A 13,640-nucleotide genomic window follows, 5' to 3' on the forward strand; every position below is an offset into this window, starting at 1 on the left:
GTAGTGTTTGCGACTTTCCCTCACAATCCTACCTGGTGACACCCTTCTTGGGGTTCTTGGTGAAAGAGTGGCTCCCCGCATGGCAGGGAGGGGTCGGACCACCTACCATGTGCTTGTACCGGAAGTCGCACCCGGGCGATCGGTTCAGGCCTATCGGCCAGGGTGTGGCCCGGGAGTAGTCGTTGCCCGACCCTTGGTTCGGGTAAGGGTGTGATTGCGGTTCTGTAAGGAGTCTTCAGTGTCAGGGTTCAGAGCAACCGGCGTCGGGCAGGTCTTGGATCAGTCCGATACCCAGGCCCTCCGGGACGACCGGGAGGTCATCCTTGCCGACCCCAGGGGGTTCTGTGCCGGAGTTGACCGGGCCATCCAGACCGTGGAGACCATCCTGGACGCCTGGACTCCGCCTGACGGGGAGGCCGATGATGCCGACCTGCCGCCGGTCTATGTGAGACGCCAGATTGTGCACAACCGTCACGTGGTCGAAGACCTTTCCGACCGCGGGGCCGTTTTCGTCGACGAGCTGGACCAGATTCCCGACCGTGCCGTCCGGGCCGGGGTGCCTGTGGTCTTCTCGGCCCACGGCATTGCACCTGCGGTCCAGGACGAGGCCCGGAGGCGGGGGATGGAGGTGGTCGATGCAAGCTGCCCCCTGGTCAGCAAGGTGCACCGGGAGGTCCATCGTTTCGTCCGTGACGGGTATCAGATCGTGTATATCGGCCATCGTGGCCATGATGAGGCCATCGGCGTGGTGGGCGAGGCTCCGGAGCACGTTCACCTGATTGAGCATGAGGCCGATGTTGATGGGCTTGACTTCACCTCGGAGACCAAGCTGGTCATGCTGACCCAGACCACGCTGAGTCTGGATGAGACCGCCGATATCGTTGCGGCCCTTCACTGCCGTTTTCCCTGGATCGAAGAGCCTCCCGGGTCTGATATCTGCTATGCCACCCAGAACAGGCAACATGCCGTCAAGCTGGTGGCCGGGCATGCCGAATGTGTGGTCATCGTCGGGTCTGCAAACTCCTCGAATTCGGTCAGGCTGGTCGAAGTTGCGCAGGACGTGCTCAATGAACGGTTCGCCGCCGGTGATGCAGGTGCCGAGGGTTCCGGACCGGGGCGGGCGCATCGGGTCGATGATGCCGGTGATCTGGACCCCTCCTGGTTCCAGGGGGTCACCAAGGTCGGACTCTCATCGGGCGCGTCGGTTCCCGAAGACCTGGTCCAGGGTGTCTTGGATGCCTTGGCGGAATGGGGCTACGGGAGGGTCTCCTACGCGGAGACCATCAAGGAGACCATGCACTTTGTTCTGCCCTCGGCCTTGCGTTCTCGGGGTGCAGCCGGCAACAGGAAGACAGGGGCTTCGTCTCCCGCCTCAGCCACGGAGCGGCGGGACTGATTCCCGTTCCGATGTGCCTGTGCCTTTCGGGAGTGGATGATTCCCGGCACTTCAGCCTTTCAGCTCGTTCCCCGCTCTTACGGTTCTGTGCTTGACGACCCCAGGTCAGGTTATCCTTGGGTCTGTTCCATCGGGCGATGTCAAGAGGAAGAAAGGTTGGTGGCCCCATGATGCAGGCAATCAACGCCTGGCTGCTTGCCGCCGTTTCCGGCGGATGGGGTCTCTGGTCCCTTTTCCTGGCGGCCTTCCTTGATGCCCTGATCATCCCCATTCCCACCGAGCTGGTGGTGCTGGCCACGGCCACGGCTTTCAGGGCGGGCGGATCCCCCCTGCCCATCTGGGTGATCCTGGTTTGCGTCCTGGCCTTCACCCTCGGGGATGTCTGCACCTATTGGCTGGGCAGACTGGTGCCATTACGACAGATCGTCTTCTTCCGGGGTGCAGCCGGAAAGGCCGTGATTTCATGGGCTCACAGGGCTTTTGAGCGCGGGGGAGGGTTCTTCACCGTGGCCTCCCGGTTCGTGCCTGCTGGGCGTACCATCATCAACCTGACCGCAGGTGCGGCCCACTACCCGCTGAGCCGATACATCCCCCTGTCGGCCCTGGCCGGAGGCCTCTGGGGCATATACATGTGGACACTTGGTTATCTGGCCTCCGCCTGGCTTGCCAATAACCCCCTGACCGTGATGGCCCTGGGTTTCCTGGTCGGTATGGTGGTCGGCTTTCTTTGCGACATACTCATAAAAACCGTTTCGCGTTCTCGTTGAGGAGACGGTCTCCGGGTATGAAAAAGGGGCCACTCCCCGATTGGAGGAGTGGCCCCCGACTATTCACCGCATCGGAATGATGCTCACTCGCCCAGCTCGGCGAAGTAGAGCAGGGTGCGAATCATGTTGCTGGTGAAGCCGTACTCGTTGTCGTAGAAGGCAACGGTGCGGACCAGCTGGTCGTCGCCGTGGGTGTTGACATCGGTCTGGGTGGCATCGAAGATACCGCCGTGGGTATCGCCGATGACATCGGAGGAGACGATGCCCTCATCGTTGTAGCCGTAGTACTCGGTGCCCTCGAAGGCCTTCTTGGCGACCTCGTTGATCTGGTCGATGGTGACCTTCTTGTTGAGGACGGTGGTCAGCTCGGTGACTGAGCCGGAGGGGACGGCCACGCGCTGGGCATGTCCCTGCAGCTTGCCGTCCACGGTGGGGACGACCTTGCCGATGGCCTTGGCGGCGCCGGTGGAGTGCTCGATGGTGTTGATGGCGGCTGCACGGGTGCCACGGGGCTTGCTGCCCTTGGGGCCGTCCAGGAGCATCTGGGAGCCGGTGTAGGCGTGGATGGTGGTCATGTAGCCGATGCGGATGCCGAAGTTGTCATCCAGCATCTTGACCATGGCGGCCATGGAGCCCGTGGTGCAGGAACCGGCGGAGATGATCTTGTCGGAAGCCTTGAGGATGTCCTGGTTGACACCGAAGACCACGGTGGGGGTGGTGTCGTCCTTGGCGGGAGCGGAGATGAGGACCTTCTTGGCTCCGGCGTTCAGGTGGGCCTGGGACTTCTCGGCGGAGGTGTAGAAGCCGGTGCACTCGAGCACGTAGTCCACGCCGTCGTTCTTGACCCACGGGATGTTGTTGGCGTCCTTCTCGGCATACACGGGGTATTCCTTGCCGTCCACCACGATGGCGGTGTCGGTGGCGGAAACCTCGACCGGGGTGCCGTCGTCATGACGGAAGTTGCCCTGGGTGCTGTCGTACTTGAGCAGGTAGGCCAGAATCGACGGGGTGGTCAGATCGTTGATGGCTGCCACCTCGATCTCGGAGGCGTCGCCGCCGCGGGCCTGCAGCTCGAAGATGCGACGGAAAGCCAGACGACCGATACGACCGAAGCCGTTGATGCCAATCTTTACTGTCATTGATTTCTCCCTTGGAGACCGGCCGTATACAGAACAAGTGACTCGGGACTGTACACGTCCACTTACTGATAACATCTCATACTTTAGTGGGTCGTGTGTACTTTAACCAAGCGGAAGGCCGGGGAATGTCGGGCCAAAAACGAACATCTGCAATGTTAGAAATTGTTGTACACTATCCAACCAAACCGCTCAAGATTTGTGAGGATTCTCGTTCGTATCGGTCCACCATTGCTCCCACTGTGGTTGACGGAACCCGACCAGCACCGTGGACCCGTCGACCAGAATAGGGCGCTTGACCAGCATCCCATCGGTGGACAGGAGACGCAGGGCCGCCTCCCTGCTCATTTCCGGCAGCTTCCCACTCAGTCCCATGGATCGGTAGAGTTGCCCGGATGTGTTGAAGAACCGCTTTACCGGCAGTCCACTCAGCCTTTGCCATGTGTCCAGCTCCTCGAACGTGGGATTTTCTCCTTTGATGTCACGTTCGAGGAAATCGATCCCTTGAGACCTGAGCCAGGTACGCGCCTTGGCACAGGTCGAACAGGGCTTGTAGCAGACAAAAATCGGCTTGTTCACTGGGTTTTCCGTGGATGTATCCGACATGATGCTGACCTTTCTCTCTCGGCATTGCCTCCGGGCGTTTCCTCCACCGTGCGGGTTCATTCGCTGCCCTGAACCGGGGAGGTGGTCGGGTCCGTTTCCTCTTCGACCTGGTCCCGTCCTGGTCGGGTCAGCCAGCGGGAGGGTCGGGTATCGAGGTGGCCCAGGGATGTGGCGGGGGTGATGTCCGTGTGCCAACTTGGCATGGGGGCCGCGTCCGGATAGGTGACGTAGATGATTCCCCTGTCCAGACCGATCCGGGCGGGGGTGTTCGGAAGGAACTCGTTACTGACGCCGGTCAGTTCCAGGTTGGTCATGGTCATTCCCTCGACCTGGTATTTCAGACCGCGCTCGCTGATGCCCTCCGACCGGTCGGAGGCCGAAAGGACCGAGACCATGGCCCGCTCTCCGGACCGCCAGGGGGCGAACGAGAGGAAACCCCGGCTGATGGCGGTGACGATTATGCCGTCGCCATATAGGCTGGCTCGTCCTCCGGCGGCCGCCACCAGGGAGATCATGTTCAGGTTGGCCAAGGTGTGGTCCATCCGTCCGCCCAGACCACCATAGATACGGAAGATACGGCAGCCGGCCTCCCAACCCAGTTTGACTGCGGCCAGCATGTCGGTGTCGTCTTTCTCGGCCGGCAGCCGCCGGTATCTGGTCGGGGACGGTGATTCCGGTGAGGTGGTTGCACCCTGCGAGGAAGGTCGTCTCATGGATGAGGGCGAATCGGTTGACGAGGAGCGGGATTCGTCCGGTGCGGGCGTGCCTGGTGAATGTGCAGAATCACCGTCGTTTCCGCCGTGGTCCACAGTTGCAGATCTGTCGGTTGTGATGGAGTCGAAGTCGCCCACCACCAGGTCGGGGGTGACACCCCCTGAGGCCGCTTCGTCCGCCCCGCCGTCGGCGGCGATGATGATGTCGGCATCAGAGGATGCCGTTTCGTGGCCGTAATACTGACCGGCCCCCCAGATCTGGCAGATACGGGGGGAGGTGTCTTCAACCGGTTCCTTCATCCTTGTCCGCCTTTCCTTGGCCGCCTTTTCTTGGCCGATCCTGCCGGGCTTGGTCACCATCCTAGGCCAAGTGCCTGCGCCGCCAGGGGAATCCAACCCTGGACCAGGGCCATGTAGGTCAGGGTCCCGCAGGCGATGCTGACCATCATGTTCCGCCTTCTGCAGTGCACCAGGACCGTAACCAGGAGGGATACCCCCTCGTATATGCCGTGGTCTCCGCCGGTCAGGGAGGTGTTGCGCAGGGAGTAGACCACCAGCATCCCCATGACTGCGGCGGGAAGCACCTGCCCCAGGCGGATGACGAATGCCGGTGGCTTGCGTCCCTCGGGCCAGATGAGGAAGGGGAGGAACCGGGTGCACATGGTGCCAAGAACCACGATGGCGATGGTGAGGACGCTTTGCAGGGTGGTCATGCGCTCGCCCCTGTCTCTTCGGAGTCGCCTTGGTCTTTCCGGTGCCTCCCAAGGGTCTGGTCGGCGATGGCGAAAGCCGCCACGATAAGAACCATGGAGGGAATGATGAAGTGGTCCGGTCCGAAGACCAGGAGGCAGACCAGCGAGGCCGTCAGGCCGATAAGGGCAGGGGAGTGTGTCTTCGTCCTCATCCACTGGTCGATGAAGAGGACCGCGAACATGGCCGTCAGGACGAACTCAAGTCCCCGTGCGTCGAATCGGGCCAGGTTCCCCAGCACCGCACCGGCTACGGCCCCGCTGACCCAGTAAGCGTGGTTGAGGAGGGTGATGAAGAACATGAACCATCCTCGATCGACTCCGGGCGGTTCCTTGCTGGAGGAGATAAGGGCGAAGGTCTCGTCACACATGCCGAATATCAGGTAGGGTTTCTTCCATCCCGTCCCTCTGAACCGGGGCAGCATGGCCAACCCGTAGAAGAGGTGGCGGGCATTGACCATCAGAGTCAGGACAAGGGCGCCGAGGGGGTCAAAGGCCGACAGGAGAAGTTCAACGGTGACGAACTCCATGGACCCGGCGAATATCAGGGCGCTCATGGCCAGGGGGTAGATGATGGGGAACCCCTTGCTGGTCATCAGGAATCCGTAGGAGATGCCCAGAAAGAGAAAACCGGCCAGAATAGGCAGGGTCAACGGCAGGGCCGCCCTGAACGCCTTGCTCACAGCCGAGCCCTCCCTGACCTGCTTCATCGTCTCTTTTCGACCTTTCCACGCTTCCACCGCCGATTCTCCGAACCGCCCAGACGGACCTGGATGGCTTGGATACCGGCTCGATGGTAACCGGCAGTGGGGAGTGGTGCCAAGGCAGGGTGTCGGAACTGTGAGAAGCGGAACATATGGATGGCCACGTAGGAATAGGCCGGTTCGAGCACGTGTTGGACCGAGTGTAATGAGGTGGACGATGCGAGGAATCATGACAGGAGCAGGCGATATGTTCACGATGAAGCACACTCGGATGCAGTCCCCGGCTGTGGTCGCCGAGGGGCCGACGGGTTCGGATGGTCGGCAGGCGGCTCCTGGCGGGGCCGAAACCCTCGTCCTTGCCGGGGGGTGTTTCTGGGGGGTGGAACGCTTCTTTCAGGAAGTGAGCGGTGTCACCGATACCCAGGTTGGGTACGCCCAGTCCAAGGTGGAGAACCCCTCGTATGAGGAGGTCTGCACCGGCAACACCGATGCGGTCGAGGCCGTCAGGATCACCTATGATCCGGGCAGGGTCACCTTGCGCACCCTGACCCTTCTCCTGCTGGATATGATCGACCCCTTCTCCGTAGACAGACAGGGCAATGACCGGGGTCGCCAATATCGGAGTGGACTTTACTGGGAGGCCGGACGGCGCGATCAACAGGAGCCTGTTTTCCGCAGGGCGATCCGCGAACTTGAGGAGCGGACGGGGCGGCATCCTGCGGTCCAGGTCGAGGCCCTGAGCAACTTCTACCCGGCTGAGGAATCCCACCAGGATTATCTGATCAAGCATCCTGACGGGTACTGCCACATCCCCCTGGATGCCATCGCGGCAGCCCCCAAGCGGCAGCGGTACATCGAACGGATCTGGGCCCTGGATCAGGAGAGCTACGAGGTGACCCAGCACGCTGCCACGGAGGCGCCCTTCACAAACAAGTACGATGCGGAGTTCCGCCCGGGGATATATGTGGATGTGGTCGATGGTCAGCCGCTCTTCACCTCGGCGGACAAGTATGATTCGGGCTGCGGGTGGCCGGCCTTCTCCAAGCCCATCGACCCTGACCTCCTGGTCAACCGGAACGATTTCAAACTCCTGGGCAGACCCCGGATCGAGGTCAGGACGGCCCGGTCAGGCATCCACCTGGGGCACGTGTTCGACGACGGTCCGGCGGACCGGGGCGGTCGCCGCTACTGCATGAATTCCGCAGCTCTTCGATTCGTGCCCAGGGATGAGATGGAGGCCCAAGGCTACGGGGACTATCTGCCCCTGGTGGATGGCCAGGCCGGTGGGCGGGCCGACTGAATCCCGTCGTGGCCGGGTCTGAATCCCCGACCGTCATGACTGTGCCCGCGCCCGATGGTTCCGCGCGGGCACAGTTCAGACACATGCCTTTGCTATCGTTGATTGCTGGTCTGAATCTATAAGGAGTGCTGCCAATGTGCGGAATAGCCGGGTTCGTCTCTGATGCCCCAATCGAGGAGAAGACGGCCGTCCTGAAGCGGATGACGGATATCATCGCCCATCGAGGTCCTGATCAGGAGGGGCACTTCGTCAACGAGCAGGTGGCCCTGGGTTTCCGCAGGCTGAGCATCATCGACCTCCAGGGCGGTGACCAGCCCATCTTCAACGAGGACTCCAGCATGGCCATCACCTTCAACGGTGAGATCTACAACTACCGTATGCTGCGCGAGGTCCTGATCGAGAAGGGGCACACCTTCACCACCGACTCCGACACCGAGGTCATCCTGCATGGGTACGAGGAGTGGGGCAAAGACGTGCTGACCCGTCTTCGCGGCATGTTCGGCTTCGTCATCTGGGACAGCAACCGCAAGGAACTCTTCGGGGCCCGTGACCACTTCGGCATCAAGCCCTTCTATTACGCCATCATGAGCGGCACCTTCATGTATGGTTCGGAGATCAAGAGCCTCATCCAGCATCCCGATTTCCATAAGGAACTCAACAAGGAAGCGCTGCGGCCCTACCTGACCTTCCAGTACCCGGCCCTGCCCGAGACCTTCTTCAAGGGCGTATTCAAACTGCCCGAAGGCCACTGGTTCACCTACCGGGACGGGAAGATGGACATTCACCAGTACTATGATCCGGCCTTTGGTGAGAGCGACCAGAATCTGGCCGACCTGGTCGACTCGATCGACAAGACCGTGGAGGATTCCGTCAAGGCCCACCAGGTCGCCGATGTGGAGGTGGGCTCCTTCCTTTCCTCCGGAGTGGATTCCAGCTATGTCGCCGCGGTTGCCCGCCCGGAGCACACTTATTCGATCGGCTTCGGCAAGGGCACCTATAACGAGTCCGACCAGGCGGGGGAACTGGCCTCCCTCCTCAAGCTCAACAACACCACCGAATCTTTGGACGGCGACCAGGCCTTCCAGTTTTTCCCGCAGATCCAGTGGTATCTGGACGAGCCGGACTCCAACCCCTCCTGTGTGCCTCTCTTCTTCCTCTCGGAGCTGGCCAGCCGCGATCTGCGTGTGGTCCTGAGCGGGGAGGGGGCCGATGAGCTCTTCGCGGGTTATGTGGACTACGGGGTGCACACCCGGTACAAGGTCATCAAGGTGGCCACCCGGATTCTGGGGCACCTGCCCCGCAAGGCCCGCTATGCCATAGGGCGCTGGGCCAAGGGGAAGCGTTTCCCCGGGGCCTGGCATCTCTATGCCAACCTGGCTCCGGCCGAGGAGAACTTCATCGGCCAGGCCAAGGTCTTCGAGGAGGACGAGGCCGGGCGCATCCTTCGGCCCGAGTACCGCAAAGCGCCTTCGGTCAAGCAGATCGTGGACCGGACCTATGCCCGTCTCCGAGGACAGAACCTGTCCGAGCTCAAGAAAAAGCAGTATCTGGACATGCATCAGTGGATGCCCGGTGACATCCTCCTCAAGGCCGACAAGATGACCATGGCCCATTCCCTGGAGTTGCGTGTGCCGCTCCTCGACACGCGCCTCATGGATGTGGCCGAGAAGGTTCCCACCAGGTATCTGATTACGGACGAGAACACCAAGTTCGCCTTCCGCAAGGCCGCTGACCGGCATATACCGCGGGAGTGGTCCGACCGCGAGAAGCTGGGCTTCCCGGTCCCCATCAAGGATTGGCTTCGCCAGGAAAAGTACTATCGTCTGGTCCGTTCGGTCTTCGAGCGGGATTACGTGGGGGAGTTCTTCGACCAGGAGGCCCTCCTGCAGATGATTGACGACAACTATGCCGGCAGGAACGATGCCCGGCGCAAGATCTGGACCATCTACTCCTTCCTGACCTGGTACGACGACTACTTCATCCACGACGGCACCAAGCCGGAGCTTCTCGACCTGGCGGACTAGGCCCCTGCACGGACCGGCGCGCTGCGGGTGTTTTGCTGCGGTCCGTTCCCGTGGGCATGTCTCCGGTTCTGTGGTATAGTGTCCTTTGGCTTGAGAAATCAAGAAAGTGGATAATCCCACCTGGGAGCCTCCCATGGCTTCGGGTTCACATTGTGGGTTTGGCTCCGTGATATTGGTTGCCTGACCACGAGGAGTAATGCGGTTTGCCCTCCGGATGGAGGATTCCGCCGGCTCATGCTGTGAATTCGTCGCTTGCGGTTCCTGATGGTTGTCCGCCTGCAGTGGGTGTTGTGTGAATTTGAAAAGGAGTCATCATTAGCGACGAACCAAGGATTAACGACGAGATACGAGCATCTCAGGTACGCCTGATCGGCCCGAACGGCGAACAGGTCGGGATTATCGCAACCTCGGTCGCACTCAATCTGGCCAAGGAGGCGAACCTGGACCTGGTCGAGGTGGCAGCCCAGGCCAAACCTCCGGTCGCCAAGCTCATTGATTACGGCAAGTTCAAGTACAACGAGAAGATCAAGGCCCGTGAGGCCCGTCGCAATCAGAGCACATCGGAGATCAAGGAGATTCGTTTCCGTCTCAAGATCGACGACCATGATTTCGAGGTCAAGGAGGGGCACGTACGCCGCTTCCTGTCCGCCGGAGACAAGGTCAAGGTCACGATCATGCTGCGTGGCAGGGAGCAGTCCAGGCCCATCGGTGGCGTGGAACTCCTCCGTAAGCTGGCCGATGATGTCGCTGATCTGGGCTCCATCGAGTTCGCCCCCAAGCAGGAGGGTCGTAACATCATCATGACCTTGGCCCCCAAGGGCAAGAAGGTCCACACCCAGTCCGAGCAGCGCCGCAGGGGCGGCCAGGCCAGGGCTGAGCGTCAGGCGAGGCAGGCGGCACGTCTGGCCGCCAAGTCCGATGAGACCCAAGCCAGGAAGCAGGCCGAGGACGAGGCCGAGCAGACCGTCGAGAAGATCGACGCCGCTCCCGCTCCCAAGGCTCCCAAGTCAACCACTACTTCCCCGAAGAAGATGAAATCCAAGGAGGGCAGCAATGCCGAAGATGAAAAGTAACTCTGCCGCGTCCAAGCGAGTCCGGGTCACCGGCACGGGCAAGCTGATGGCCGCCGGGTCCGGTATGCGCCACAATCTGGAGCACAAGTCGGCCAAGAAGCGCCGCCACCTCTCCACCGATCAGGTGCTTGCTCCGAGCCAGTCCAAGAACATGAAGAAGATGCTGGGCCGCTGAGCGGGCCGTTGGTCATTGAACTAGATTTTTAGAAAGCTGAGGAATATCTATGGCACGAGTCAAGCGGGCAGTCAACGCGCACAAGAAGCGCAGGGTCGTCCTTGAGCGGGCTTCCGGCTACCGCGGTCAGCGTTCACGCCTCTACCGCAAGGCCAAGGAGCAGCTGCTCCACTCATTCAATTACAACTACCGCGACCGCAAGGCCCGTAAGGGTGACTTCCGCAAACTGTGGATCCAGCGCATCAACGCCGGATGCCGCGCTCAGGGCATCACTTACAACCGCTTCATCCAGGGCCTGCGCCTGGCCGGCATCGAGCTGGACCGCCGCGCCCTGGCCGACCTGGTCGTCAATGACATCGATACCTTCAATGCCATTGTGGACGAGGCCAAGAAGGCTCTGCCCGCCGACGTGAATGCCCCCGTCGAGGCCTGAGTCCGGTCTTTCCGGGTGCCGTCGCCGAGTCATCGGCTGACTTGGTGCCTGTGACTGCATTCTTGTAGAACCCCGCTACGGCGGGGTTCTTTCGTATCCGGCGATGGTCTTTCCGGAGCCTTGAAGCTGTGTCGATGCCTTTTGAGTTCAACCTCGTGTCGTCGTATCTCGGTCAATGAGGTATAGCTCAGCCTATCTTGATGAATTCTTGAAATCTCTGATCCATCCTTGACCGATAGGAGTCGAGAAAGGATGAATCATGACCTATGTCATCGAAACCAGGGGGCTGACCAGATGGTTCGGTAGGGGGCATAACCGCAGAAAGGCGGTCGATCGGATCGATATGCATGTCGGACGGGGGGAGATATACGGTCTGCTTGGCCCCAACGGCGCCGGCAAGTCCACAACATTGAAGATGCTGACGGGCATGCTCCGCCCCAGCCAGGGCAGCATCCTTTTCCAAGGACACCCCTGGACCAGGGAGGACCTCTACCGAATCGGTGCTCTGATTGAGAGTCCGCCCCTCTATCCCAACCTGACCGCCAGTGAGAATCTCCGGGTCAGGGCCACCCTTCTTGGATTGGACCCCTCCACCATGGACCGGGCCTTGCGGACCGTTGGTCTCGTCGACACGGGAAACAAGCAGGCAGGTCGTTTCTCCATGGGGATGAAGCAGCGGCTGGGCATCGCCCTGTCCCTCCTGTCGGATCCGGAGCTGCTCATCCTGGATGAACCCACCAATGGTCTGGACCCCATGGGTATCGAGGATCTCCGTGCCCTTATTCGCACCCTGGCCGCCGGAGGCACCACGGTCATCATTTCCAGCCATATCCTCAGCGAGATATCCCAGGTGGCGGATCACATCGGCATCATAGCCCAGGGTCGATTGGTCTATGAGCACAGTCTGGACCACTCCGTTGATCTGGAGGAGCTGTTCATGCGGGAATGCCGGCGCGTATCCGCAGAGGCAGGTGCACGATGAGGGTGCTTGGGGCTGCAATCCGAGCCGAGCTGCTGAAAAGCCGCCACTCCGCCCTGCCCTGGTTGGGGTTGGGCATGCCGGTTCTTGATCTGGTTCTTGCGCTTCTTCTGATCCTCCTCATGCCCGCAGGTCCGGGAACCGAGGTTATGGTCAGTGAGATATGGAACTGGTGGGGCTCCATTCTCCAGCCTGCCCTTCTTGCCCTCCTGGCTGTCACGGTAATGGGGGAGGACACCCGGCAGCGTCTTCGTTCCCTTCTCCTGCTTCCGCGGGATCCTGGTCTGGCCTTCCTTGCAAAGACGGCGGTGGTTCTCCTGTGGAGTGTGGTATCCAATCTGGTCGTGTTCCTGCTTGCCTCCGTACTGCCTGGGATGCTGGGTCTGGGGGGTACCCCTCTTCAGGCAGGTTTTGCGGCTTTCATGCTCAATCTGGCCACGTCCGCCTGGTTGATCCCTCTGGGCCTGCTGGGTACAGCCGCGGTAGGGCCGATTTTCGGCATGGCCCTGCCTTTCTTCTTGGAGTATGCAGGTAGCATGGCCTGGGATAGCCCGATCTGGTGGCTGGTGCCATCTGCATCCTCACTGACCACAACTGCACCGGTGCTGGGGGTCCTGCCCAATGGGCTGCCCATGCGGGCGGAGAGTCCCCTCGAGGTCTTCGGTGTGCAATCGGCCCTGTCCCTGGTCATCTCCGTGAGCCTCTTCCTGGCCCTGACCGTGCTTGGTTCTCGGTGGTTTTCCAAGAGGGAGACGGTCTGATGAGTCTGATCGGGTCAATCAGAGCGGAGGCGATCCGTCAACGGCATTCATGGTTCACCCCCATCCTTCTTGTAATCACGTTTGTTGGTGTGCTCCTCTTCCTCGCCTACTTTGCCGTGACCCCCTATGAGCCCTGGTACAAGGTGACGGGATACCTGCAGGCAATAGGAGGAATCCTGCCCCTGGTTGTGGGACTGGTCTGCGGTTTCATATCCGAAAGGGAGTTCAGGGCCGGCAACTATGCGGCCCTTATGGGAGTGCCCTCTCGGCGCTTGGCCCTTGCCGGAATCCTGACGTATCTCGAACTCCTCTACGCCTTGGTCTGTGCGGTTGCAGTCTGTCTTTTCGCTCTGGGTATGGACCTCCTCGGACAGAACCCGATGGGGAAGGATTCGTGGCTGTTGATATTGCTGGGACTCGTTCTCGGTGGGGCGGCATTGATTCCCCTGACCATGGTGGTTGCTATGGTGTGGGGGCGTCAGGTCGGCATACTGGTCGGGGTGTTCGGCAGTCTTATGGGTTTCCTGCTTCAGACCGGGTTGGGTGACGGCATATGGTGGCTTCTGCTCCCCGCCCTGCCTTCACGACTCCCCGTGGGGGTTGCAGCCCTGGTCCAGGCTGCTCAGACCGGTGGCACGGGCCAGACGGCCTTTGCGGCCTATAGCATCCAGCAGAACCTGGGATGGGGGATGGGCATCCTGCTGACATGTGCCTCCTGGCTCTTGGCGATGATCTGGGTGTCGGCCTGTCGGCCCGGCTATGAGCGGAACGAATGAGAAGATGGACGGAGACTTACCGCAATACGTGACCGCGCCAAAGGAATA

Annotated in this window: 15 protein-coding genes; 10 read left to right on the top strand and 5 right to left on the bottom strand. The window is 61.0% G+C overall.

What is annotated here, in order from left to right:
- Window positions 1-274: 274 nt before the first annotated feature.
- Entirely contained in the window at window positions 275-1,396 is a 1,122-nt protein-coding gene (locus bcor_RS02315) for a 4-hydroxy-3-methylbut-2-enyl diphosphate reductase (RefSeq protein ID WP_051875783.1), read from the top strand.
- Between the two features lie 167 nt (window positions 1,397-1,563).
- Window positions 1,564-2,163 carry a DedA family protein gene (locus tag bcor_RS02320; protein WP_033497207.1) on the top strand — a complete coding sequence of 200 codons (600 nt, stop codon included), beginning with the start codon at window positions 1,564-1,566 and terminating at the stop codon, window positions 2,161-2,163.
- A gap of 83 nt (window positions 2,164-2,246) precedes the next feature.
- On the opposite strand, the gene gap is transcribed toward bcor_RS02320, so the two are convergent.
- From gap to bcor_RS02345, 5 genes are all read right to left on the bottom strand, one after another.
- Window positions 2,247-3,302, bottom strand: coding sequence for a type I glyceraldehyde-3-phosphate dehydrogenase (gene gap, locus bcor_RS02325; RefSeq protein ID WP_033489855.1), 1,056 nt, complete (start codon window positions 3,300-3,302; stop codon window positions 2,247-2,249).
- Between the two features lie 189 nt (window positions 3,303-3,491).
- Complete coding sequence (locus bcor_RS02330; protein ID WP_051875613.1) at window positions 3,492-3,905, bottom strand: arsenate reductase family protein; 414 nt, start codon at window positions 3,903-3,905, stop codon at window positions 3,492-3,494.
- A gap of 56 nt (window positions 3,906-3,961) precedes the next feature.
- Window positions 3,962-4,918: a thiamine pyrophosphokinase gene (locus bcor_RS07205; RefSeq protein ID WP_179943881.1), complete on the bottom strand. Its 957-nt coding sequence runs from the start codon at window positions 4,916-4,918 to the stop codon at window positions 3,962-3,964.
- A 53-nt stretch (window positions 4,919-4,971) separates the two neighbouring features.
- Window positions 4,972-5,331 carry a branched-chain amino acid transporter permease gene (locus bcor_RS02340; protein ID WP_033497205.1) on the bottom strand — a complete coding sequence of 120 codons (360 nt, stop codon included), beginning with the start codon at window positions 5,329-5,331 and terminating at the stop codon, window positions 4,972-4,974.
- Window positions 5,328-6,077, bottom strand: a complete 750-nt coding sequence (locus bcor_RS02345; protein ID WP_051875615.1) for an AzlC family ABC transporter permease — start codon at window positions 6,075-6,077, stop codon at window positions 5,328-5,330. Before bcor_RS02345 ends, bcor_RS02340 begins: the two co-directional genes overlap by 4 nt.
- Window positions 6,078-6,300: 223 nt before the next feature.
- Between bcor_RS02345 and msrB the strand changes: the two genes are divergently transcribed.
- The 8 genes from msrB (at window position 6,301) to bcor_RS02385 (ending at window position 13,592) form a co-directional block, all read left to right on the top strand.
- Window positions 6,301-7,371, top strand: a complete 1,071-nt coding sequence (gene msrB / locus bcor_RS02350) for a peptide-methionine (R)-S-oxide reductase MsrB (RefSeq protein ID WP_033497459.1) — start codon at window positions 6,301-6,303, stop codon at window positions 7,369-7,371.
- A 134-nt stretch (window positions 7,372-7,505) separates the two neighbouring features.
- Window positions 7,506-9,395 (top strand): asparagine synthase (glutamine-hydrolyzing), encoded by a 1,890-nt coding sequence (gene asnB, locus bcor_RS02355; RefSeq protein ID WP_033497203.1) that lies wholly within the window; start codon window positions 7,506-7,508, stop codon window positions 9,393-9,395.
- Between the two features lie 311 nt (window positions 9,396-9,706).
- Window positions 9,707-10,468, top strand: coding sequence for a translation initiation factor IF-3 (gene infC, locus bcor_RS02360; protein ID WP_081870315.1), 762 nt, complete (start codon window positions 9,707-9,709; stop codon window positions 10,466-10,468).
- On the top strand, window positions 10,449-10,643 hold the full coding sequence (gene rpmI, locus bcor_RS02365; RefSeq protein WP_033489861.1) for a 50S ribosomal protein L35: 195 nt from the start codon (window positions 10,449-10,451) through the stop codon (window positions 10,641-10,643). Before infC ends, rpmI begins: the two co-directional genes overlap by 20 nt.
- A gap of 49 nt (window positions 10,644-10,692) precedes the next feature.
- Window positions 10,693-11,076 (top strand): 50S ribosomal protein L20, encoded by a 384-nt coding sequence (rplT, locus tag bcor_RS02370; RefSeq protein WP_033489862.1) that lies wholly within the window; start codon window positions 10,693-10,695, stop codon window positions 11,074-11,076.
- A 259-nt stretch (window positions 11,077-11,335) separates the two neighbouring features.
- A complete protein-coding gene (locus bcor_RS02375) occupies window positions 11,336-12,058 on the top strand; it encodes a lantibiotic protection ABC transporter ATP-binding protein (RefSeq protein ID WP_033497199.1) in 723 nt (240 codons plus the stop codon).
- On the top strand, window positions 12,055-12,816 hold the full coding sequence (locus bcor_RS02380; RefSeq protein WP_033497198.1) for a lantibiotic immunity ABC transporter MutE/EpiE family permease subunit: 762 nt from the start codon (window positions 12,055-12,057) through the stop codon (window positions 12,814-12,816). The genes bcor_RS02375 and bcor_RS02380 overlap by 4 nt, the downstream gene beginning before the upstream one ends.
- On the top strand, window positions 12,816-13,592 hold the full coding sequence (locus tag bcor_RS02385) for an ABC transporter permease (RefSeq protein WP_033497197.1): 777 nt from the start codon (window positions 12,816-12,818) through the stop codon (window positions 13,590-13,592). Before bcor_RS02380 ends, bcor_RS02385 begins: the two co-directional genes overlap by 1 nt.
- Window positions 13,593-13,640 lie beyond the last annotated feature (48 nt).

It is taken from the genome of Bifidobacterium coryneforme (assembly GCF_000737865.1).
Classification (GTDB): domain Bacteria; phylum Actinomycetota; class Actinomycetes; order Actinomycetales; family Bifidobacteriaceae; genus Bombiscardovia; species Bombiscardovia coryneformis.